The organism is Trichococcus shcherbakoviae, from assembly GCF_963666195.1.
Taxonomy (GTDB): Bacteria; Bacillota; Bacilli; order Lactobacillales; family Aerococcaceae; genus Trichococcus; species Trichococcus shcherbakoviae.
The window spans coordinates 2,244,840-2,265,036 of record NZ_OY762653.1 but is presented as its reverse complement, the minus strand read 5'-3'; the positions used below and the strand labels follow the sequence as shown (position 1 = coordinate 2,265,036).

At 49.6% G+C, this 20,197-nt stretch carries 20 protein-coding genes and 1 other annotated feature; of the genes, 3 read left to right on the top strand and 17 right to left on the bottom strand.

Annotated features, from left to right (window positions below; translation table 11 throughout):
* Positions 1-123: 123 nt before the first annotated feature.
* From ACKPBX_RS10840 to ACKPBX_RS10815, 6 genes are all read right to left on the bottom strand, one after another.
* Positions 124-1,524 (bottom strand): MATE family efflux transporter, encoded by a 1,401-nt coding sequence (locus ACKPBX_RS10840; RefSeq protein ID WP_086628504.1) that lies wholly within the window; start codon positions 1,522-1,524, stop codon positions 124-126.
* 66 nt (positions 1,525-1,590) lie between these two features.
* Positions 1,591-2,067 (bottom strand): GyrI-like domain-containing protein, encoded by a 477-nt coding sequence (locus tag ACKPBX_RS10835; RefSeq protein WP_086628503.1) that lies wholly within the window; start codon positions 2,065-2,067, stop codon positions 1,591-1,593.
* Positions 2,068-2,164: 97 nt separating this feature from the next.
* On the bottom strand, positions 2,165-3,694 hold the full coding sequence (locus ACKPBX_RS10830) for a chloride channel protein (protein WP_119094148.1): 1,530 nt from the start codon (positions 3,692-3,694) through the stop codon (positions 2,165-2,167).
* 562 nt (positions 3,695-4,256) lie between these two features.
* Positions 4,257-5,954, bottom strand: coding sequence for an arginine--tRNA ligase (argS, locus tag ACKPBX_RS10825; RefSeq protein WP_319995349.1), 1,698 nt, complete (start codon positions 5,952-5,954; stop codon positions 4,257-4,259).
* A gap of 121 nt (positions 5,955-6,075) precedes the next feature.
* Positions 6,076-6,347 (bottom strand) — a binding site (T-box leader).
* A gap of 62 nt (positions 6,348-6,409) precedes the next feature.
* On the bottom strand, positions 6,410-7,021 hold the full coding sequence (locus tag ACKPBX_RS10820) for a GNAT family N-acetyltransferase (protein ID WP_319995348.1): 612 nt from the start codon (positions 7,019-7,021) through the stop codon (positions 6,410-6,412).
* Positions 7,022-7,068: 47 nt separating this feature from the next.
* Entirely contained in the window at positions 7,069-7,833 is a 765-nt protein-coding gene (locus tag ACKPBX_RS10815; RefSeq protein ID WP_319995347.1) for an alpha/beta hydrolase, read from the bottom strand.
* 106 nt (positions 7,834-7,939) lie between these two features.
* Between ACKPBX_RS10815 and ACKPBX_RS10810 the strand changes: the two genes are divergently transcribed.
* A complete protein-coding gene (locus ACKPBX_RS10810) occupies positions 7,940-8,596 on the top strand; it encodes a DNA alkylation repair protein (protein WP_319995346.1) in 657 nt (218 codons plus the stop codon).
* A gap of 12 nt (positions 8,597-8,608) precedes the next feature.
* Here the strand turns inward: ACKPBX_RS10810 and ACKPBX_RS10805 are convergent, their stop codons facing one another.
* The 4 genes from ACKPBX_RS10805 to ACKPBX_RS10790 form a co-directional block, all read right to left on the bottom strand.
* A complete protein-coding gene (locus tag ACKPBX_RS10805; protein ID WP_319995345.1) occupies positions 8,609-9,145 on the bottom strand; it encodes a dihydrofolate reductase family protein in 537 nt (178 codons plus the stop codon).
* A 188-nt stretch (positions 9,146-9,333) separates the two neighbouring features.
* Positions 9,334-9,618 (bottom strand): barstar family protein, encoded by a 285-nt coding sequence (locus ACKPBX_RS10800; protein WP_119094147.1) that lies wholly within the window; start codon positions 9,616-9,618, stop codon positions 9,334-9,336.
* A gap of 6 nt (positions 9,619-9,624) precedes the next feature.
* The gene (locus ACKPBX_RS10795; protein WP_319995344.1) at positions 9,625-10,185 is read right to left on the bottom strand and encodes a ribonuclease domain-containing protein; all 561 of its coding nucleotides are present in this window, start codon (positions 10,183-10,185) and stop codon (positions 9,625-9,627) included.
* Positions 10,186-10,254: 69 nt separating this feature from the next.
* Positions 10,255-10,779 (bottom strand): SOUL family heme-binding protein, encoded by a 525-nt coding sequence (locus ACKPBX_RS10790; protein WP_168173194.1) that lies wholly within the window; start codon positions 10,777-10,779, stop codon positions 10,255-10,257.
* Between the two features lie 229 nt (positions 10,780-11,008).
* On the opposite strand from ACKPBX_RS10790, the gene ACKPBX_RS10785 reads away from it, so the two are divergent.
* Complete coding sequence (locus ACKPBX_RS10785) at positions 11,009-12,244, top strand: MFS transporter (protein WP_319995343.1); 1,236 nt, start codon at positions 11,009-11,011, stop codon at positions 12,242-12,244.
* A 74-nt stretch (positions 12,245-12,318) separates the two neighbouring features.
* On the opposite strand, the gene ACKPBX_RS10780 is transcribed toward ACKPBX_RS10785, so the two are convergent.
* From ACKPBX_RS10780 to ACKPBX_RS10760, 5 genes are read right to left on the bottom strand one after another with little or no spacing between them, the layout of a single operon-like run.
* The gene (locus tag ACKPBX_RS10780) at positions 12,319-13,572 is read right to left on the bottom strand and encodes a coproporphyrinogen-III oxidase family protein (protein ID WP_319995342.1); all 1,254 of its coding nucleotides are present in this window, start codon (positions 13,570-13,572) and stop codon (positions 12,319-12,321) included.
* Positions 13,573-13,576: 4 nt separating this feature from the next.
* Positions 13,577-13,729, bottom strand: coding sequence for a hypothetical protein (locus ACKPBX_RS10775; RefSeq protein WP_319995341.1), 153 nt, complete (start codon positions 13,727-13,729; stop codon positions 13,577-13,579).
* Between the two features lie 38 nt (positions 13,730-13,767).
* Positions 13,768-14,031: an SHOCT domain-containing protein gene (locus ACKPBX_RS10770; RefSeq protein WP_319995340.1), complete on the bottom strand. Its 264-nt coding sequence runs from the start codon at positions 14,029-14,031 to the stop codon at positions 13,768-13,770.
* Positions 14,032-14,084: 53 nt separating this feature from the next.
* Positions 14,085-16,529: a cation-translocating P-type ATPase gene (locus ACKPBX_RS10765; RefSeq protein ID WP_319995339.1), complete on the bottom strand. Its 2,445-nt coding sequence runs from the start codon at positions 16,527-16,529 to the stop codon at positions 14,085-14,087.
* Entirely contained in the window at positions 16,513-17,385 is an 873-nt protein-coding gene (locus tag ACKPBX_RS10760) for a DUF6544 family protein (RefSeq protein WP_319995338.1), read from the bottom strand. The genes ACKPBX_RS10765 and ACKPBX_RS10760 overlap by 17 nt, the downstream gene beginning before the upstream one ends.
* Positions 17,386-17,605: 220 nt before the next feature.
* Here ACKPBX_RS10760 and ACKPBX_RS10755 point away from each other — a divergent pair, with 220 nt between their 5' ends.
* The gene (locus ACKPBX_RS10755; RefSeq protein ID WP_086628491.1) at positions 17,606-18,253 is read left to right on the top strand and encodes an acetate uptake transporter; all 648 of its coding nucleotides are present in this window, start codon (positions 17,606-17,608) and stop codon (positions 18,251-18,253) included.
* Between the two features lie 470 nt (positions 18,254-18,723).
* On the opposite strand, the gene ACKPBX_RS10750 is transcribed toward ACKPBX_RS10755, so the two are convergent.
* Together ACKPBX_RS10750 and ACKPBX_RS10745 are read right to left on the bottom strand one after the other, a co-directional pair.
* On the bottom strand, positions 18,724-19,095 hold the full coding sequence (locus ACKPBX_RS10750) for a hypothetical protein (RefSeq protein ID WP_319995337.1): 372 nt from the start codon (positions 19,093-19,095) through the stop codon (positions 18,724-18,726).
* Positions 19,096-19,217: 122 nt separating this feature from the next.
* The gene (locus ACKPBX_RS10745) at positions 19,218-20,195 is read right to left on the bottom strand and encodes a hypothetical protein (RefSeq protein WP_140186737.1); all 978 of its coding nucleotides are present in this window, start codon (positions 20,193-20,195) and stop codon (positions 19,218-19,220) included.
* Between the last annotated feature and the right edge of the window lie 2 nt (positions 20,196-20,197).

Genomic DNA, 20,197 nt, shown 5'->3' with positions numbered 1-20,197 from the left:
GATTCCGGGGATTAAAAGTAAAGCCGGACACTTTTCCGGAAGCGAAAACACACCTTCACGCGAACCCACTAAAAAAAGCCTTGCAGAACCATTATACGGCTCTGCAAGACTTCGTTTTTCTGATTATTCTGGAACAGCGTCCCCAATTGTATGCGGATAGATGTTCGCGATGACTTCTTTGTCGATTTTCTTATTGAAATAGATGCTCATGACCAAGGCGAAGGCTTCCGCGATCGGAAATGCCCACCAGACAAACGCAACGTTTCCCATCAAGGAAAGCAGATAAGCTGCCGGCAGCAAGACCACGACCTGGCGGATCATGGAAACCCAAAGGCTCAGACCGCCTCTTCCGAAGGCCTGGAACACAGAACCGGAAACGATGTTGTAGCCTGCAGCAACATAGCAGAGACTGATGATCCGCAAAGCCGGGATACCGATCTCCAGCATTTCATCGGATGCGTTGAACAATTGTAGAAGTGTGCCGGGCATCAGCAAGAAAATGGCAGCGCCGATGAACATGATCGCCATCGCATATCTTTTTGACAATCTGATGGTCTCTTTGATCCGCTCTTTTTGATCGGCACCATAGTTGTAGGCGATGATAGGAACCATCCCGTTGTTCAAGCCGAAAACCGGCATGAAGATGAAACTTTGGAGCTTGAAGTAGACACCGAAGACAGCGGTCGCAGTCGGTGTGAAACGGATCAGGATATTGTTCAGGCTCAAGTTCAGGAAGGATCCGACAGCTTGCATCAGAATTGAAGGGCCGCCGATCGAATAGATTTTTTTGATCGTATGCATATCCGGGCGGAACCCTTTAAACGATAAGCTGATTTCCTTATTGAACCGAACATTGAAAAAGAACGCCAGCGAAGCCGCGACTATCTGTCCGATGACGGTTGCGATCGCAGCGCCTCTTGTGCCCATCGCCGGAACACCGAACCAGCCGAAAATGAAGATCGGATCGAGGATGATGTTCAGGATTGCGCCTGTCGCTTGGGTCGCCATCGTGAACAAGGTTCTGCCGGTGGATTGCAACAAGCGTTCCATGCTGACTTGCATAAATATTCCGATCGAAAAGACACAGATGACTTGCAGGTAATCGATCCCGTAGGCGATGATTTCTGCATCCTTCGTCTGAAAGGAGAAATAAAGCGGGATGAAGAACAGGCCTAACGCCAAAAACAGCAGAAAATGCATGGCATTCAGAAAAATCCCATTATCTGCAGTGCTGTTTGCGGCTGCGTAATTCTTTTCCCCGAGGCGTCTAGAAACCAACGCATTGATCCCGACCCCGGTCCCGACCGCCAGAGCAATCATCAAGTTCTGCACCGGGAAGGCTAAGGATACCGCAGTCAGGGCTTTTTCACTGATTTGGGCCACAAAGATGCTGTCCACTACATTGTATAAAGCCTGAACTACCATGGAAATCATCATTGGTACGGACATGGAAATCAGTAATTTGTTGACGGGCATGACACCCATCTTATTTTCCGCCATCGCTGGCTGTTTGTTTTTTTGCATATTTTTTCCTTTCCAAAAAAGTGGAGCCGTCTATTCGACGGCTCGCCTTTTTGTAGCTATAATTTTTTATGATTCATCTGCCTCTTGGATAGGCAATTCGATTTTGGTCAAATATTCCTGAGGCGTGAAGCCTTCGCCGTTGTAGTAGGTTTCATAGGAGATGCCGTTCGTTTCGAAATCATGGAATTCCAACCACTTATCCATTTCCTGGTAAAGTTTCGGGATTTCATTATAAGGGCCGATGTTCAGACAGGATACCCGTTTCCCCGCCGGAATGATGGACATGCGGATATCATCCTGCTCAGGCAACATTTTTACGATTGGATAGCCGACTTCAATTTCGACATTTTGCTTCGTGAATGAGTAATAGATCGTGAAACAGGGACCTGCAGGCAGTTCTTCCAACAAATTCAGGTAGGTCAGGATTTTTTCGCGGCATTCCTCTATCTTCGTCTGCATATTTTTTAGCGTCGTTTCCGTTTTGATGGAAATGATGCGCTGCTCCGGTTGATTGGTCAATGTGATGTCTGAAATTCTTCCCATTTTACAGTACCCCCTCTATCAAGGCTTGCGATGCACCGACTTTGAAAAATTCAATATAAGGATAGCATACTTTTCAGAAAAAATCCGTTTTGGTGCATCAAGTGTCGAAAAGTCGCCTCTTTTCCAATTGCTTCAGTTCTTCCTGAACGGTTTTGGCCAGGCCCAGATCGGTCAAAACATGCAACACATCCCCCGTCTGCATAATTGTTTTCCCGGTTGCCACAACATTCTGTTGGCCTCTTCTGATCGATGTCACCAACACATCCTCAGGCCATCGGACATCACGGATCTCTTTGCCGGAAAAATGGCTTTCGGCTCTGACCGGTAGATCAAACAAATATTTTTTCCCGTTGCGCTTGCTGTCATGCGAAGCGATAAGTCTTTCCAGAAGACTCTCATAGATGGGATCCACGCCCAACAGATCGGCCGTGACAAAGGCGCTGAATGAACAAATGGCAAGCGGCATCAACTGATTCATCCCGCCGACCATCTCCGTCACCAAAATGATGGCGGTCAAGGGTGCTTTTCCGATGGCTGTGAAATAACCCGCCATCGCAAAAATGATAAAATGCGGCAAATATTGCGGATCGAAAGAAAACAGAGACAACGTTGCTTTCCCATAGATGGCGCCCAATATTGCCCCCAAGGATAAGATCGGCAGAAAAATACCGCCGGGAACATTCGCCCCATAGGAAACCATCGAAAATACAAAGCGCAAAACCCATAAGCCGAGCAACATCCTCAAGGAGAGTTGCCAATTGCTCAAATGCAGGATCAGCTCGCTGCCTCCTCCGATGACCTGGGGAAGAAAATAGCCGATCGGGATGACCAGAATGAATGGCAATATTGCGTTATACCGAGCCGAGATGAACGGCAGCTTGCCGTACAATTTAGGCAAAGACAAGACCACCTTGGTGTAGAGCCAGCCATTCAAACCCAGAAAGACGCCCAAGCCAATAACCAATCCGTAGTAGGCGATCGGGATCGTGTTCATCATGCCGATGTCCAACGCAGGAGTCAACCCGAAGATGTTCAAGGACACGAAATTTGCCACAAGTGCGGAGGAAAAGGTCGTGATGGCAAGCAAGGGGGAAAAGTTGTGATGGACCTCCTCGAGGACAAACATCAAGCCTGCCAAGGGTGCGTTGAAAGCTGCCGCCAAACCGGCGCCGGCGCCGCTCGAAAGCAGGATTTTTTCTTCCACGTCATCCCCTTTTGTGAGACTGCTGATGCCTTGTCCCACTGCGGATCCCAATTGGATGGAGGGACCCTCTCTTCCTAAGAAAAGACCCGATCCGATCGCCAGCAGACCTCCGATGAATTTTTTCCAGAGCACGGGCCACCAGTTGAGGCTGATGATTCCTTGTACTTGGCCTTCCACTTGCGGAATGCCGCTGCCCTTGATGTTGGGTTCGCTTTTGACAAGTTTTCCGACGATGAGCGCGGCTGCCACTGAAAAAATTACCCAAGGGATGAGCCAGATTGGCTGTTCTTGCATATAATGATAGCTTGCAACTACGGTTTCCAGTATAAATTCAATGCCTAATCTGAAAAGGCTGACAATGAAGCCGGCTGATAATCCTACAAGTGTTCCTTTCGCAAGGTAAACGATGCGCTCATCAGCCATGAGCTTCCTGTAAATATCCACAGGTTATCCCTTCTTTCTGTTTTTATTGTTCAATGAAAATCAAAAAACCTAAAACTATATAAATAATTTTAGGCGGTTTTGGTTTTTGAAGAAGGATGAATCATCTCATCCAACTTAGTCGAACTCTGAAATGCTAGCAGAAAGTGCCTCATTAGACTCAGCACAAATATTGCGAAAGACCTCAAACGTCGCACTGTGACGTTTGAGTGCCTAAGCTGACATTACGTCACGGCCAAACTGCGGCCGTTCTTGTAATGTCCTCTTAGTGCTCATCCCCTCCCGCATTTCATCGTATCCTACGCAAACGCGTTCTGAAAAGCAGATACCACTCCCGTTTCGCAAATAACGTAGTGAACAAAAGAGGTTCACTTCGTTATTTGCTCCAACGTCCGGGTATCTAAACGCTTTTCATCTCGCTCTACTTAGTCGAACTCTGAATCCCAGAAATCTCCGCCTAAGTTGACAACCCCACGCGGACAAAAAACGTCCGCTTTGTGTTTGTCCCCTTAGTGCTCGATTTCTACCCGGGATTCATCGTATCCTACATTTTTTCTGGGGATTGGACTCCTAGGAGTCTTAGGCCTTCTTGCAGGACTGTGGCTACGGATTGGACTAATGCCAGGCGGGCGTTGCGTTTGTCGTCTTCTACCAGCACTTTTGTGTTGCCGTAGTATTTATTGAATGCTTGGGACAAGTGGATCGTGTATTTCGCGATCACGGATGGCTCGAATTTTTCGTAAGCTTGCTGGATGATTTCAGGGAAACTGTTCAACAGTTTCACGACTTCCCATGCGTACGCGTCATCCAAACCAAGATCAGCCGCTTCATTCGTGTCCAATTCAACTGCCGCTTTGCGCAAGATGCTCAAACCGCGTGCGTTTGTATATTGGACATAAGGGCCTGTTTCGCCTTCGAATTGCACGACTTCCTCCAAATCGAAGTCGAAATTGTTCAGACGGTCATTTTTCAGGTCATGGAATACGACAGCACCGACGCCGACTGCTTTGGCGACTGCTTCCTTGTCTTCCAATGTCGGATTCTTCTCGTTGATCTGTTTCAAGGAAAGTTCAGTCGCTTCGTTCAGGACTTCCTCAAGCAGGATGACTTTCCCTTGACGCGTCGACAGTTTCTTGCCGCCTTGCGTGATCAGACCGAACGGGATATGATGCATGTTTTCTGCCCAATCGTAGCCGAGCTCTTTCAAAACAGCTTTCAGTTGTTTAAAGTGGTTGCTTTGTTCATTACCGACTGCATACAGGGACATCGCAAAATCATAGTTGCGTTTGCGGTAGATCGCCGCAGCCAAGTCGCGGGTGATGTACAGCGTTGCGCCGTCCGATTTCTTGATCAAGGCCGGGTTCAAGTTGTATTTTTCCAAATCAACGATGGTTGCACCGCGGTCTTGGGTCAGGATGCCGGCTTTGTCAAGCAGTTCAACGACTTCATCCATCTTGTCGTTGTAGAAAGCTTCACCGTTGAAGGAATCAAAAGTGATCCCCAACATATCGTAGATTTTCATGAATTCCTGCAGCGATTCGGAACGGAACCACTCCCAAAGATGCAAAGCTTCTGCATCGCCATCTTCCAATTTCTTGAACCAAGCGCGGGCTTCGTCGTTCATGGTATCGTCTGATTCTGCTTCCGTGTGGAAACGGACATACAGAGTCAACAATTCATTGATCGGTTCCGCTTTGACTTTTTCTTCGTTGCCCCACAATTTGTAGGCCACGATCAGCTTACCGAATTGGGTGCCCCAGTCGCCCAAGTGGTTGATTTTGATAGGGTTGTAGCCGACTTTCTTCATGATGTTAGCCAATGAATTTCCGATTACCGTAGAGCGCAAATGACCCATCGAGATCGGTTTCGCGATATTCGGCGAGGACATATCGATCGGCACGTTGCCTCCTTTTCCGATATCGGCTGTTCCGAATGCTTGCTTCTCGGCAGCAATTTCATGCAGGACCGCATTCGTTACCGCTGCTTTTTCAAGGAAAAGATTGACGTATGGGCCTACCGCTTCAACCTTTTCAATGTAAGGATGGTTCAGTTGTGCCGCCAGATCTCCAGCGATGGCTTGCGGTGCTTTGCGCAGTGCTTTCGCTAGTGCGAATGCCGGAAACGCGACGTCCCCGTGCTCAGTATATTTAGGTACTTCAAGCAATTGGTACACTTGGTCATAGGTTAAATGCTCCGGTACAAGCTTTTGAATCTCTTCAGCAACAATCTTTTTATAATCCATGTTTTTCTGCTCCTTTATTATATGCCTCTGCCTATCCACATGATGAACGGATCATTTTCTTTCTCGTTGGTGTCGCAAATCTGCGATAACGATAAAAAAAGCCCCTATTCTGCCCTGGCAAAATAGAGACGAACATCCGTGGTACCACTCTAATTCGATAAAGCAACACAGATGGGCTCTGATTATTTTATCCTTTTGAACCGTTAACGGGGCTAAACCGAATGACGCTACTCACAAACGTCCTTTCCCAGATGTCCGATGAACAGGGGGATCACGTTTGTCTTCAAGTCATTTTCTCTGAAGTGCGTTTCCTTCTTCGCTCCATTACGGGCTTCCACCTTCCCCGCTCGCTGTGAACATTGCTCGAAGTACTTTCTTCATCAATGAATGTGTTTACTATCTGTAATACTATATCAAAGCCTGCACTGTTTGTCTAATTGATTTTTACTTTCCCATCATTCCGAGGGATTCGGCAAATGCTTCGGACGGCTCATCCAAATGCTTTCCGAGTAGTCCATGAAAATTTTTCCGATCCAGGATTTTTTGCGGTGCACTTCGCGGAATCCAATCCGTTCATAAACGCTTTGTGCCCGTCCGTTGCTGTCGACGACATCCAAGGCGAAAGTTCGATAAGGTTCCGTTTCAATCAGTTTGAGCAACATCTGGCCGGCAACACCCTGGCGACGATCGGCTTCATTGGTCGCCACGCATTCAAAATAGAGCGTCTCATCATCGATGGCCAGTGGCTCTCCATATTCTTTGCGAAAACTGAAATAACCTACATGTCCCCAGACAAATCCAAAATTGGCCAAGAAATCCTCTTTGTTTACTTCCATGGCGCGGCGTTGGTTGGTCGAACAACCTACCATCGCGACCGGACGATCACCGTCCATCGCAACCCGGATCAGGTCTTCCTGCAGCAGTCTGCGGAATCCGCCAAGTAAGCGCTCAGTATCCCGGTGCAACGTCTTCATGTCCTTATAGTAGCTGGTGACGAAAATTTTTTTGACTTCCTCTTTTTGGGCTTCCGTTAATTGGCTCATTTTCGCCATCGTTATTTCTGTCATATTTTCTTCCTTTCATACAAATCTCACTTATTATTTGATCCGCTGCGTTATTGCTGGCGATTGTTTTCGATGAATGATGTGATTGCTTCAACCGTCTGCTGTTGCTGCTGTACGGTTGAAATAGTTGCTGTTCCGTCGCCCTCCTGCAGTCCATAATCGCCGAATTGGCCATGATTGCCGCCATCCAGCACGATTTCCGTGTAGTCATCCGGAAGCTTCCCTTGCGCTTCGTCGTAGCTTTCACGGCTCAGCACTTCATCTTCTGAACCATAGATGGAAAGTACTGGAAACGGCGCGTCGGTCAAATCACCTGCTGGATAGGAAGCCAGGAAAATCAAGCCTACTACCTCATCAGATTGATCGGCAGCAAAACTGGAGGCCATGACGCCGCCCAAGGAATGCCCGGCGAGATACCAATCCTCAACCTCATCTTCCTGTTCCATGATTGCTTCTGCCGCGTCCGCATCAAAGACTGCCAAATGGAATGGCATCTTGGCGACGACCACCAACAAATCCGCTTCGGCCAAGCTGCGCAGCAATGGCGCATAGGCTTCACTCTCAACTTTTCCGCCCGGATAAAAGATGATGCCTTTCTCCGGATCTTCCCCATTCGGCGCAAAGGTGATTGCGTCATCGGTTTCGGTGATGGTGACCGATCCATCCGACTGCAGCGCCTCGATCGCATCCACCGTCGCTTTGTAGTAGTCATTCGCGTACCAAAAGAATGCCCCTGCAGCGATCACTATAACTACAGCCAATCCGATCAGCACTTTTCGGATCAAGCTGGGTTTTCTATTTTGTTTTTGTTCCATAATATCCTCCTTGGGATCATGATTGCACTTTTCTTGAAACTATTCTAAAGTAAGCATGATGAGTGGCTTATGAGTCGCATCCACCTAAGAAAGGCGGTTTAAAACAATGTGGTATGATGGCATTTTTGAATCTCTGCTGGCATTGCGCGATGAAGAGCGCGCTCCCCAAATGTCGGCCTATATGCGGAATCAATTCCCGTTCCTGGGCATCCCGACTGGTCCGCGGAAAGCTGCCTATAAAAAATATCTTGCAATCGCAAAAAAAGAAAAAATCGTCGACTTCGATTTCGTGGACCAATGCTTCAAGCGGGATGAACGTGAGTTCCAGTATGCTGGCGTCGATTATCTTCTGGCGATCCAGGACTGCCTTGGTCCGGAAGATTTGCCGAAGCTGAAGCAGTACATCCAGACAAAATCTTGGTGGGATACCGTCGATGGCCTGGATGGGGTTGTCGGATCGATTGTCCAACGTTTCCCGGAATGCAAATCTGCCCTGCTGGAATGGAGCGTAGCGGACGACATCTGGCTGCGTCGCGTAGCCATCGACCATCAACTCGGTTTCAAATCCAAGACGGACACCGCTTTACTGGCGGAAATCATCAGGAATAACCTCAACCAAAAGGAATTCTTCATCAACAAAGCCATCGGTTGGAGCCTGCGTGATTTCAGCAAAACGAATCCCGATTGGGTGCGCGCATTCATTTCCGCGCATAAGGATGACCTGTCCAACCTGAGCATCCGCGAAGGCAGCAAGTATGTCTGACCGAGAAAGCATCTATAGGTTGACGGGCTCGTAGCTGAGCTGCACCAAACCGGAATCAAAAGTGGTTACTTCAACCAATTTCAAAGGTTGTTCCTTCTTGCTTTCTTTGAACAACGGAATGCCTTCGCCGAGCAGAATCGGGATGATGGATACGGTATAGCTGTCGATCAACCCCTTTTCACGGAACAGGTCGATTGCCTCGGATCCGCCATCGATAAAGATGTCTTTGCCCGGCCTGCTCCGGATCTGATCCAACAGCTCGTCTGCTGGTCCGCTGTAAAAATGGACCTGCCCATCAGGAGCTCGCTCCGTCCGGGTCAGAACGTAACAGTCCCGGCCTGCATGCGGGAATTCCCCACCGAAAGACAACACTTTTTCGTAGGTCTTCCGGCCCATGATGACCGTGTCAATCGTTTCGATAAAAGCGGCGTAGCCATAATCTTCATCCGGTCTGGCAACACTGTCGAGCCAATCGATATTTCCATCCGAATGTGCGATGTAGCCATCCAGACTGACTGCGATATAGACTCTGACTTTTCTTTTCCCCATCTGATCACCTCATTGACTTGTCTACCCCATACAGTCAACTATACGCTTGGTTGACAATCAATGAAAGAATTTTTCGTTCGGAAATTGACAAAACCGCAAAAAAAGACGATTCTGAGCGAATCGTCTTTTTTTGCGTGCATCCTTATTTTTAGGTTGACAATCGGGGATTCCCAACTTGTTGATTCGGATCAACTTTGGAGCGGGTAGACTAGGATCAAACGGATGGCGGAGTTGATTGCAGCAACTTCCTTGAACAAGCTCACCAAGGAGTATCCATAGTCACCGAGTTGGTTTTTAACGGTTTGCGGATCATGCAGGATAATCATTTTTCCGGAAAAATCGGTCGTCAGACAATCCCACAAGGCATCCAGATTATTGCCGTAATATTCGGGGAGATGCAGTTTTCTTTTCAGATAGGCATGTGTCGCTTTCCGGTCGGTCATCTTGCTGCCGTCCAAACGGATGATTTCCATGTTCAATCAATCCCCCTCCCCGTACAGCTGTTCGAACGATTCGTAATGATCATCCGTGTAAAAGATCAGGCCGTCATTCGAGAACACGATGCGCTCCGCCCCACGGAAGCCACCGTCATAATCGATGTCGGCTTCGTAATAGGTCCTGCCTGATTTCTTCGGAAGCAGTCCCTCGCGATTGCCGAAGAAATCACCGCCAATCGACATTCCGTCAGTCACTTCCCACAAGTTCCCTTCAGCGTTGTCCCAGCCAAATGCTTCTGCTTCGTCCTTTGTCAGATAATTGGGCGGCAGCTCGTTGAACTGGTGGATGTAGGCCGCAACTTCGTCTTTCGTTGAATAGGACTGCCCTTGCGTGACACCGCTGCTGATTACCGTTTCGGTCGACTCCTGTATTTCACTTTCTTGGGTACCTTCTTCAATTGTTTGCGAGCTGCTGGCGGCTATGCTGATCGAAGAATCGGATGTTTGTTCCTCGAAAAGCGAGTCTACGCCGTTGAACCATACGGCCAGAATGATCGCCAATAAAGCGAACAAGCCTTTCAAGCCGCTTTTTAAGTTTTTCATGCACTAGTCCCCTTTTTGGTAAGTTTATTCTCGAATACGATACAAAAGGAACACCTGATTGTCCATTATTTACTCGGAATCCTGTTGATCCGTTCCGACCCGCACCATGATTTCGTTGTGCCGGAACATCGGCGGCACGAACGGCGCGTTGAAGGACGCCAGCATATAATTCGAAGCTGGCTGGTACTTTTTCTCCTGCAGCCACTGAGCTAGCTTCTCCAGCATGTCCCGTTCTTTGCGATCATTCGAATAACCACCGTATTGGATGACCGCAAAAAGGCCGCTGGCGAATTTTTTTACGGTCAGCGCAGGACTGTTGGGCTGCGGAATATCTTCCCATTCCGCCTTCGGGACAACGAACGCCATCTTCATGCGATCTTCCGATAGTTCCTGGATCACCGGTACGGTCATACTGATTTTCCGGTCCGCCTGATTGTCTTTTGAAATATAACGGAACAAGGTGCCGAACCCGCTGTCCACATCCGGATCATTGGCATTGTCATATTCCACGATGTAGAAATCGCGGTATTCCCGCAATTCAAACGGTTCCTCCGACAGCAGCACTGTGTATTCCGGGCGTTCATATTTGGCCATTATTTTCATCCTCCATTCTGTTCCTTATTCTGCATATATACGTGTTTGATTGGATAGCGGCAGCAAATACTGGTCTTTCTTTATACCTGAATTTTACCATATTTTTCATTTTTCCCGCAAAGTTAGGCTGCTCGACTGGTTTGGGCTTGTGCTATCCCTTAACAACTGTTATAAATAAATTATAAACAAATGAGAGCGATACCAATTTAGGTGATTGGAGGCGGAAGCCATGTTAAAAAGTTTTTCGCTGCAGGAAAAAAGTTGGATCATGTACGATTGGGCGAATTCCGCCTACTCCATCATCATCTCCTCGGTCATTCTGCCGCTTTTTTATAAATCGATCACGACCGGCGAAGGCATTGCCCCGAACTTGGCGGATTCCTATTGGGGCTATGCGACCTCTGCCGCGACTTTGGCTATAGCAGTATTCGCCCCGATCCTCGGTACGATAGGTGATTATCCGAAATGGAAAATGCGGCTGTTCAAAAGTTTCTTCCTGATAGGTGTTGTCGCAACCGCCGCACTGAGCTTCACGGACGATTGGCGCCTGCTGCTTGCCTTCTATATGCTCACGACAATCGGCTTTTCAGGCGCGAACATTTTCTATGACGCCTTTTTGGTGGATGTCGCGACAGAGGATCGGATGGATCGGGTCTCCACTTACGGATTTGCGATGGGTTACATCGGTGGCAGTACCATCCCATTCGTGCTTTCGATCCTGCTGATCATGTTCGGCGAGAAAATCGGCATTCCCAGGACGACCGCCGTCAAAGCCTCCTTCCTGTTCACAGCATTTTGGTGGATTGTCTTCACGATTCCGATGCTGCGCAATGTGAAACAGCGCTATTTTGTCCCGGCCAGCGAACACATCATCCATGACAGTTTCGCCCGCCTTAACAAAACGCTGCACCAGATCCGCAGCCACAAGAAAATGTTCCTGTTCCTGATTGCCTACTTCTTTTACATCGATGGGCTGAACACAATCATCCACATGGCAGCTGTCTTCGGCGACAGTATCGGGGTCGTGTCTGATATGCTGATGATTGCTGTGCTGGTGATTCCGATTCTGTCATTTCCTTTCACGATCCTCTACGGAGTACTGGCCAAGCGCTTCGGCAGCAAAAAGATGATTTTGGTGGGCATCGTCATTTATCTGTTTGCTTGTCTGCTGGCTTTCCGCATGACCACAGCCCTAGAATTTTGGATCCTCGCTGCGCTGGTCGCAACTTCACAAGGCGGTATCCAGGCACTGTCGCGTTCCTATTTCGCCAAGCTTGTGCCGAAGGAGAACGCCAATGAATATTTCGGTTTCTACAACATCCTCGGCAAATTCGCGGCCATCATGGGTCCGGCGCTTTATGCGCTCACGAGCCAATTGACCGGCGATTCACGCAACGGGCTCGCCAGCATTTCCCTCCTCTTCATCATCGGAGGCGTGCTGATGCTGCGCACGGAGGACAATTGATTCCGCATTGCATCTGATCCATACCCGAGAAGGCTGACTCCATGCGGAATCAGCCTTTTTGCTTTGCCGTTTAATTATTTCAAAATGATTTTTTCTGGGAAAGGCTGTAGCCTTGAAATATGCCACATCTTATCGATGTAGGCTGTGGTATACGCCTGTTCGACATCGTGATAGAGATAAGCGGCCTTGTCGGTCAGCTCGTAGACACGTCCTGTTTTCTTAAGATAGCCTAACTTGGTCGCCAAGAACAGTTCCAGTCCGAACATCCTGTTCAATGGGGTGCCGATGAGTTCCTCGAATCTGTCGGCGTCTATTCGCATTGCATAGGCACTCCAGAACAGGTAATAGACCGCCCGCTGCCTTTTGGTGAAATGGAGCGTCAAGGATGTCGGCAAAGCATCGCCCTCAATCCGCTTGATGTATTCGGGAATCGAAAACGTATTGATCTTGAAGATATCCTTCAGCAGCGTGGTTGCGGAAACACCGAATCCGAGAAAGGCATCCCGCGTGACGGAAGAATATTTTTCGGTTTGCCGCTGCGCGAACGTCCAGACCGATGTCCGCTCGATGCCATTTGCATGGCAATAATCCGTCAAATGCTCCAGCATCTCCCGCTTTACTTCTTCGCTCATCGGCTTGTAGGCATTGTCGGCGAAAGTGAAGTCGATGAAGGGATAAGTCGAGACTTGCGTCGCCCCGCTGGCGAAGGCCGTATGGATGTCATTCGCCAGAATCTCGTCGGTCTGACCCGGGATGGCAAATATCAGGTCCACGTCGACTACGTCAAAGCCGGAACTTCTCACCAAACGGATCTTTTCGACGAATGAGTCGTTTCTTCTCCCGATTTTCCGTAGGCAGTCTTCCTGGAAGGATTGGATGCCGATGCTCAACATCGTCACCCCCGCCTCCCTCAATTTCTGCAGATTCCCTTCGGTGATGTCGCTGGGATGGAGTTCCACGCCGATTCCGCCCGTCAGAACGAAGTATTGTTTCAGCTTCGCGATGATGTCCTTCAGATCGTCCAACATCATGGCCGGCGTCCCTCCGCCGAAATAAAGACTCGTCGCCTGTTTTTTGCCGGACATCCCTTTGCAGACCAGGTCGATTTCCTTCAGCAGCGCAATCTTATAGGCATCCGCCTGCGGTTTATTGTGGACCACTTTGCAATAAGGGCAGAAACTGCACAACGAACGGCAGAACGGGATATGCACATACAGCCCCAGATCATCCAGTTTTTCAAAATCCAATGTATTCTCATGGGTCCCTTCAAATACGAAAGGCTTGAACGAGCGGGTAAGGTATATCCGCAACAATGATGTCCAACGCATAACTTCACCTCCTAGTGATGTTGCTGACGGCGCAGTGCTTGCAGGCCAAATTGCATTTGTCGGTCAGGATGATGGAACCCAACAGCGGCCGTTTCCTTTTGAATATAATCGTTGTAGCGCCAAAGTACGCCAATTGCAGCAACGAACGCAGTTCCATGATGCACCCCTTCCAGGCCAAAACTGTTCCTTATTGCCTCATTCCAGCAAATCGCTTTTCTTCTGTTTGAATTCCTCGGCATCGATTTCGCCGCGCGCATACCTTTCGCGAAGGATCTTCAGTGCCGAATCTTCCTCCGATTTTGGCGGAGTTGGCCTATCGGTGAAATATTTTTTGAAGAGCTTGACCGCAAAAAGGATGACGACAGCCCAAAAGGTTAGGTACATGGCCATCGACAGCAAGCCGACCCACCAATACCCTTCTGCAAAAAATTCGTTTACGGCCCCATAAAAAGGATGCATACCACTCACCTTCTCTTTCAAATTACTGGTCTATTCCTGCGTTTTCGAACAGCTCATTTCTTTTTGACGAAACCTGACAATGGACGTTTGACGAGTTCCGTAACGATAAGATACGCGAAGGCGATCCCCAAGATGATCCCCAAATGCGCCATTGTCGGCGTTTGGAATTCAAAGAAGGCGGCAGTAGCGGGGATCATCGGCAATCCTACGGCAAGTACCATGGCGATCACCGATAGAACCACGATCGACGGTGCCGGCCAGCCAGCTTTGGTGATTGGCGCCAAGGAGCGGATGGAAAGCATCAACAATATCTCAGTCAGAACGCTGGCGATGAACCAGTTGGTCTGCAGCACTGCCGGGGAAATCCGATAGAACAGCCCAAAGCAAATGAAATCGAAGACCGTGCTCACAAGTCCCATCGTGACGAAAATGATGTAGAGGGAATGCAGATCATAGCGCTGCGGCCGTTCCACTTCCTGGGCCGATACGCGGTCAAAAGCGATGGCCATCATCGGAAAATCGGAAAGCAGATTCAGGAGCAGCAGCTGTTTCGGCAACATCGGCAAAAAGCTGATGAAGAGCGAGCCGATCGCGACCGCATAGAAATTCCCGAAGTTCGAGATCAAAGTGGCGCGGATGTATTTCATCGTGTTGGCGTGCGTTTCCCGTCCGAAGCGGATGCCTTCGACGATGACCCGCAGATCGTTCTGCAGCAATACGATATCGGCGGTCTCACGGGCGACATCCGCTGCGGACTGCACGACCATCGAGACATGTGCCGCCTTCAGGGCTGGTGCATCATTGATCCCTTCACCCAAGTAACCGACCGTGAACTGTTCCTTCAGCAATTGGATCAATTCCAGTTTCTGCTCCGGCGTTGTCCGGGCAAAGACGCGGATGGAGGACAGGCGTTTCTTCCTTTCGGCAAGCGGCAATGCCAAAAAGGCGGCAGCCTCCGTAACTTCAGCGCTCTCCGTCACCAGACCGGCTTCCCTTCCGACGGCCTCGGCAACCTTCAAAGCATCCCCGGTGATGACCGTGATGGCGACGTTCATCTGTTTTGCGGCCGCTACGGTCGCAATAGTGGAATCCTTGATGCGGTCCACGAAAGAGACAAATCCGCCGAAACGCGCACCGCTGCCGTCATCGTAGCTCACGCCCAGTACCCGGTGCCCCTTTTCTTCCTCCGCCTCTAACCAATTCGCAACTGCATCCCGGGGAATCAAACCTTCCCCGAAGAAATATTCCGGGCTCCCGCGTCGGATATGCAGCATTTTGCCGTCTGCTTGTTTCACGATCGCACCGTTGCTGCGCAGCGCCGGATCGAAAGCCTCCTCCTGCACGAGACTGTAGCGCTCCACAATCTGCCGTTGTTCGTGTGTGAGGGCCTCATCGCTTGCGTGGTCGAAAGGTTCCGGTATACGCTCATGCAGATTGATGGCGGCCAACCGCGCCAAGACCAGTGGATCGTAGGGTGATTCCGCCATCGGATAAACATTGCTGAATACAAGATGATTTTCCGTGATTGTACCGGTTTTGTCGGTGCACAACAGATTGACGGATCCCAAATCCTGGACCGCGGAAAGCCGCTTGACGATGACGTCGCGTTTGGCGAATTCCAAGGCTCCCCGTGAAAGCGAGAACGTCAGCACCAAAGGCAAAGCTTCCGGTATGGCCGAAACGGCCAACGCGATCGCAAAAATCAGCAGGCCCGTGACATCCGCCTGCCGGCCTTCAATCAGGATGTTAGCCACCACGACGAATCCGAGCGTCAGCAGCGTCACTTTCATGATGAAGTTGCTGATTTTATCCACGCTCTTGACGAGTTCGCTCTCCGCCTGGACGGTGGATGCCGTTGAAGCGATATGGGCCAACTGCGTTTCCTGACCGATTGCGGTGATTTCAGCCAATGCATTCCCCCGCACGATCACAATCCCTTGCAGCAGGCGCTCTTCATCGGCGGCAACCGTCGCTTTGTCGGCAACGGCTGCGCTTGACGCGGACGCACGTTTCGTAACCGGAATGGACTCTCCCGTAAAAGTCGTTTCATCCACCAGCAGATCGCGGTCTTCGCGGACAATGGCGTCTGCAGGGACGATATCGCCCGACTCGAGCTTCAGGATGTCCCCGGGCACCAACATCTCGGTCGGCACTTCCGTTTCCACTCCGTCCCTCATCACCGTGATCGTGCTCAGCAGATAGGCTTTCAATTTATCGGCCGCCTGATTCGATTTGTGCTCCTGATAGACGTTGAGCGCTGTCCCGAGGAACACAAACAACAGGATAAAGGCGCCGTCGATCGGCTCACCCAAAGAAAAGGTCACTCCCGCCGCAATCAATAGCATAAGATTGAAGATGCCCCGGAATTGCCTTGCGATCAGCCTAAGGAGGCGATGCTTCGGTACCGGCAGCGCGTTTGGTCCATATCGGACTCTCCGCTCAGCCGCTTCCGCTTCCGTCAATCCTTTCCATTCATTCCAATCATTCTTGTTTGTCATAACTCATCATCGCAGCTTTCGCATCAAAGTAAGTGAAATCCCCTTCGTCATAGTGCCAGACCGCCTTCAGATCCGTCGGCTGACGAATGCCATTGATTTCCTTGTATCCACCGCAGATGGCTGACCATCTGACTTTTTCACTTTTTCCATCCATCGTCGTAGCTTCCCGGTCGTTGGTCGAAAAGGCAATCATTTCATCATCTTCATTGAAAGTGAAGACCCCTTCCGCAGTGGTGCCGTGCGCCGTGATCACTGCTTTGGCGTGGTGCGCATCGATTGCCTCCCAGCGGATGTAGTCCTGAAGAGCCGCATTCGGAACGAAGAGGCACTCGGACAGGAACGTCACCAGACTGGCCTTGTCCATCGCTTCTCCGTCAATGTCGAACAGTGTGATATTTTTTGCCAAAATCCCTTTCATCGAGCCCTTGCCGTCGACATAGGCATCAACCCCTTCGAAAGGTACGCCATAGAGTGAACTGTCGATGTAGGCGATCCGGTCGGGACCGTCCACAAAATTATATTGTGTATACGCAATATTGATGGCCTTTTTTCCCTTTCCGAGCGAAAAGGAGACATTCGGAAAAACTACCTTCATGTAGGCCATTTTCGGTTTCCCGAGATATCCGCAACGGCGTAGATGACGTCGGACAGGGCCGGGTAGCGTCGCAATATCTGTTTCTGTGAAGCGACCCTTTGCCGGCTCCGTTTCCTTCAATAAATCCTCCGCCAAATCGGCAAATTCCCCAGCGGCTTTGGAAGGCGCCATGCGCAGATAGGCATGCACAACTCCGACAGTCCCGAGCAGAACCCCGCCGACCGCAATGATTTTCTTTATCGCTATCATTTTCTCTTCCATCCTTTCGAATCCTCAAAATCGTTTTATTATTTTCTCTGCAGAATCACTTCTTCACAGCACTTACATAGAAAGAACGCTGACACCCAGACGCACTTACCGTCGTATTAAAAATGAACTTTTGGTGTACTTTCAACGAAACAGATTGACGACAGCAAGCAATATGGATATAATCACCCTGACATTATTTTCAGATTTGAAATCAAAGGAGAACGGACTACTAATGAAAAACGCATCAAATACACAGAACAACACGATCGTCAGCTTGAAAGAATTCACTGCTAATCCAGCGCCGCTTGGCTTATTGGGCTTCGGAATGACAACAGTCCTGTTGAACATCCACAATGCAGGTTACTTCCCGATGAACACGATGATTTTGGCTATGGGCATTTTCTTCGGTGGCATGGCGCAAGTCATTGCCGGCATCATGGAATTCAAGAAAAACAACACTTTCGGCGCAACTGCCTTCACTTCTTACGGTTTCTTCTGGCTTTCCCTTGTCGGAACGATCGTTATGCCTGGACTTGGCATGGGCGAAGCGGCTTCGGCTCAAGCGATGGCTGCTTACCTGTTCATGTGGGGTCTGTTCACGTTGGGCATGTTCGTCGGAACATTGCGCATCAGCAAAAACCTGCAGATCGTCTTCGGTTCATTAACATTGCTTTTCTTCTTGCTTGCTTTGGGAGACTTCACAGGCAATGAAATGATTGCGACTATCGCGGGTTACGAAGGTATCTTCTGCGGATTCTCAGCAATCTACGGCGCATTGGCACAAGTTTTGAACGAAGTCTATGGCGAAGAAGTCCTGCCGTTGGGCAATGTGACGACTGTTAAGAAGGCAGCAAAAGTCGAAGTAGCAACAAGCAAATAAAATATGAAACAAGAACGGGGCCGTCTCATAAGAGATAGCCTCTTTTTTCTGCTTTGGTGGCAGGGATGCCGGGTAGCTCAACTTCAACTCCGGTGAGAGAATGCTGGCCGGAGCTGGAGTCGGAATTGGTGGCTGTTCTCCTGCGAAGCCGTAGTGGTCGGAGGTGATGCTCTTTTTTGTTGTTTAGCTCCGGCGGAAGATCTCCTGCCCGGAGCTAATCGTCAGCATAAATTCATTTTTCCATAGAAAAGGGCTGTATCAAACCAGAAAATTATCTTCTGGTTTGATACAGCCCCGTTTTTTTGCCTTTTCGCTGGCGTTCCTCGCCCATCCGTCGAGGAGTGTCATTCGAAGTCAGCAGCAGCCTTTTTACGGGGCTGGCTTGTGCAACCTGACCTAAAAATTTGCCTACTGCTCTGTCCTGAATAATGACTGGTTTGATTGATTGCTGCTTGCTGCGTCTTGGCGGATTATCTGCTGACGATCCGGCAGCAATGAATCCTCGCGGCTTTCTTTTTGCCTTCTTCGATTTCCTGATCGAAGGCTGCCCTTTCCTCCAGCGTCAAGTCGTTGATCGACAGGAAGCTCAAGTTGGACAGTCTATATGTTTCCTTCACATCGCTGTCGTTTCCGAAGGCCGTCGCTTCGATGTTGTTCAGCACCTTTTCCGGATTGCCGGCTCCCATCGCCTCCAAGTTTTCCTTATCCTGCTCGGAGAAACGCATCGCCAAATCGAGCGTCGTCGTCTTATAGACGGTGCTGCCCATAAAGGTGACGCGCGTCAGATATTCGTTCGTGACTTCGTTGTAAAGGATGTATTCTTTTGCTTTTGTCTGTTCCATGATTAATTGGTTCCCTCCAAAAATACCGGTCCACCGCTCAGCGGAATAACCGTTTTGTTTTGCATTCCCATTATAGAACATCCGCTCCTCTTTTCACATACCCGCAGCAATTGTTTGCCGGTTCAGACCGGCTTTTTGCTGTTTTTGTAGGCATCATGGAAACCTTCGAACGAGTCCAGCAGGAAGATGAACAGGAATACAGCTTTGATCGAGTTGAATGCAGTATTGAGCACCCTTTGCCCATCCGTGGCTTCGGCGATTTTCGTGACGAGCTCCGGATTCAGGATGGCTGTATCTTGAAGGATGAACCACAACAATACAAACGAAAGCACATTTAAAATCAGATTGGCGGTCGCGACCGGATAGGTCCACTTCCTGAAAACGAGTTTGCTGGCGGAGAACAGCAATTGCAGCACCAACATGGCGTTGATGTAAGGCAGGTAACTACGGAACACTTCCTGATTCAACACCGGAATCATTTCCTGGATGCTGCCGTCCAGTGAATAGTAGAATCCCAGCAGCTGGCTGTATTGGTTGACGAGGACGAGGAAAAGCACCGTAAAGATGATGCCGATGATGACCCCAATCCTGCTGAACGGTTTCTGCGGAACTTCCTTCTCGGGCAGATCAGCCAGACTCCAGTCTTCCTGGATTTCTCTAAGGATCTTCTCTTTTGCCGTCCTTTCCATGATGGCGAACACGAGCGTCACCCACCCGAAGGCACCGATTGCCGCACTTATTGCCGTCGCGAAACTTATGGCGAAATAACGCAGCAATTCCACATCATTGACGATGAAATCGACGGTATTTCCGATCAGCGTGCCAATGACCGCCACCGTCATGACGATTTTTACGATCAACATGTAGGTGCCGTAGAGTTCCGGTCCGATCAGATGGGGCGGTTCACTCAGTTGCTTTTCAGCCAGAATCCTCGGACTCCCCAATCCCCTCAACACTTCGCGTTCCGTTTCTTCGGAAGCATCGCCGCGTTCCTGAAGCCGCTCCGCAATGATGCGGCGCATGGCCCTTTCCACTCCATCTTTTTCGGTCGGCGGTATATGTTTCAGGCCGGCCGCGATGTACCTTTCCTGCAGTTCCATTT

What these genes read in the sequence shown, in the direction of transcription:
- ACKPBX_RS10820 (WP_319995348.1), bottom strand. Translation starts at nt 7,021, where the DNA reads ATGACAGAAATAACGATGGCGAAAATGAGCCAATTAACGGAAGCCCAA.
- ACKPBX_RS10815 (WP_319995347.1), bottom strand. Translation starts at nt 7,833, where the DNA reads ATGGAACAAAAACAAAATAGAAAACCCAGCTTGATCCGAAAAGTGCTG.
- ACKPBX_RS10765 (WP_319995339.1), bottom strand. Translation starts at nt 16,529, where the DNA reads ATGACAAACAAGAATGATTGGAATGAATGGAAAGGATTGACGGAAGCG.
- ACKPBX_RS10760 (WP_319995338.1), bottom strand. Translation starts at nt 17,385, where the DNA reads ATGGAAGAGAAAATGATAGCGATAAAGAAAATCATTGCGGTCGGCGGG.
- ACKPBX_RS10790 (WP_168173194.1), bottom strand. Translation starts at nt 10,779, where the DNA reads ATGGCCAAATATGAACGCCCGGAATACACAGTGCTGCTGTCGGAGGAA.
- ACKPBX_RS10830 (WP_119094148.1), bottom strand. Translation starts at nt 3,694, where the DNA reads ATGGCTGATGAGCGCATCGTTTACCTTGCGAAAGGAACACTTGTAGGA.
- ACKPBX_RS10805 (WP_319995345.1), bottom strand. Translation starts at nt 9,145, where the DNA reads ATGGGGAAAAGAAAAGTCAGAGTCTATATCGCAGTCAGTCTGGATGGC.
- ACKPBX_RS10785 (WP_319995343.1), top strand. Translation starts at nt 11,009, where the DNA reads ATGTTAAAAAGTTTTTCGCTGCAGGAAAAAAGTTGGATCATGTACGAT.
- ACKPBX_RS10810 (WP_319995346.1), top strand. Translation starts at nt 7,940, where the DNA reads ATGTGGTATGATGGCATTTTTGAATCTCTGCTGGCATTGCGCGATGAA.
- ACKPBX_RS10755 (WP_086628491.1), top strand. Translation starts at nt 17,606, where the DNA reads ATGAAAAACGCATCAAATACACAGAACAACACGATCGTCAGCTTGAAA.
- ACKPBX_RS10795 (WP_319995344.1), bottom strand. Translation starts at nt 10,185, where the DNA reads ATGAAAAACTTAAAAAGCGGCTTGAAAGGCTTGTTCGCTTTATTGGCG.
- ACKPBX_RS10775 (WP_319995341.1), bottom strand. Translation starts at nt 13,729, where the DNA reads ATGGAACTGCGTTCGTTGCTGCAATTGGCGTACTTTGGCGCTACAACG.
- ACKPBX_RS10745 (WP_140186737.1), bottom strand. Translation starts at nt 20,195, where the DNA reads ATGGAACTGCAGGAAAGGTACATCGCGGCCGGCCTGAAACATATACCG.
- ACKPBX_RS10770 (WP_319995340.1), bottom strand. Translation starts at nt 14,031, where the DNA reads ATGCATCCTTTTTATGGGGCCGTAAACGAATTTTTTGCAGAAGGGTAT.
- ACKPBX_RS10780 (WP_319995342.1), bottom strand. Translation starts at nt 13,572, where the DNA reads ATGCGTTGGACATCATTGTTGCGGATATACCTTACCCGCTCGTTCAAG.
- ACKPBX_RS10835 (WP_086628503.1), bottom strand. Translation starts at nt 2,067, where the DNA reads ATGGGAAGAATTTCAGACATCACATTGACCAATCAACCGGAGCAGCGC.
- ACKPBX_RS10840 (WP_086628504.1), bottom strand. Translation starts at nt 1,524, where the DNA reads ATGCAAAAAAACAAACAGCCAGCGATGGCGGAAAATAAGATGGGTGTC.
- argS (WP_319995349.1), bottom strand. Translation starts at nt 5,954, where the DNA reads ATGGATTATAAAAAGATTGTTGCTGAAGAGATTCAAAAGCTTGTACCG.
- ACKPBX_RS10800 (WP_119094147.1), bottom strand. Translation starts at nt 9,618, where the DNA reads ATGGAAATCATCCGTTTGGACGGCAGCAAGATGACCGACCGGAAAGCG.
- ACKPBX_RS10750 (WP_319995337.1), bottom strand. Translation starts at nt 19,095, where the DNA reads ATGGAACAGACAAAAGCAAAAGAATACATCCTTTACAACGAAGTCACG.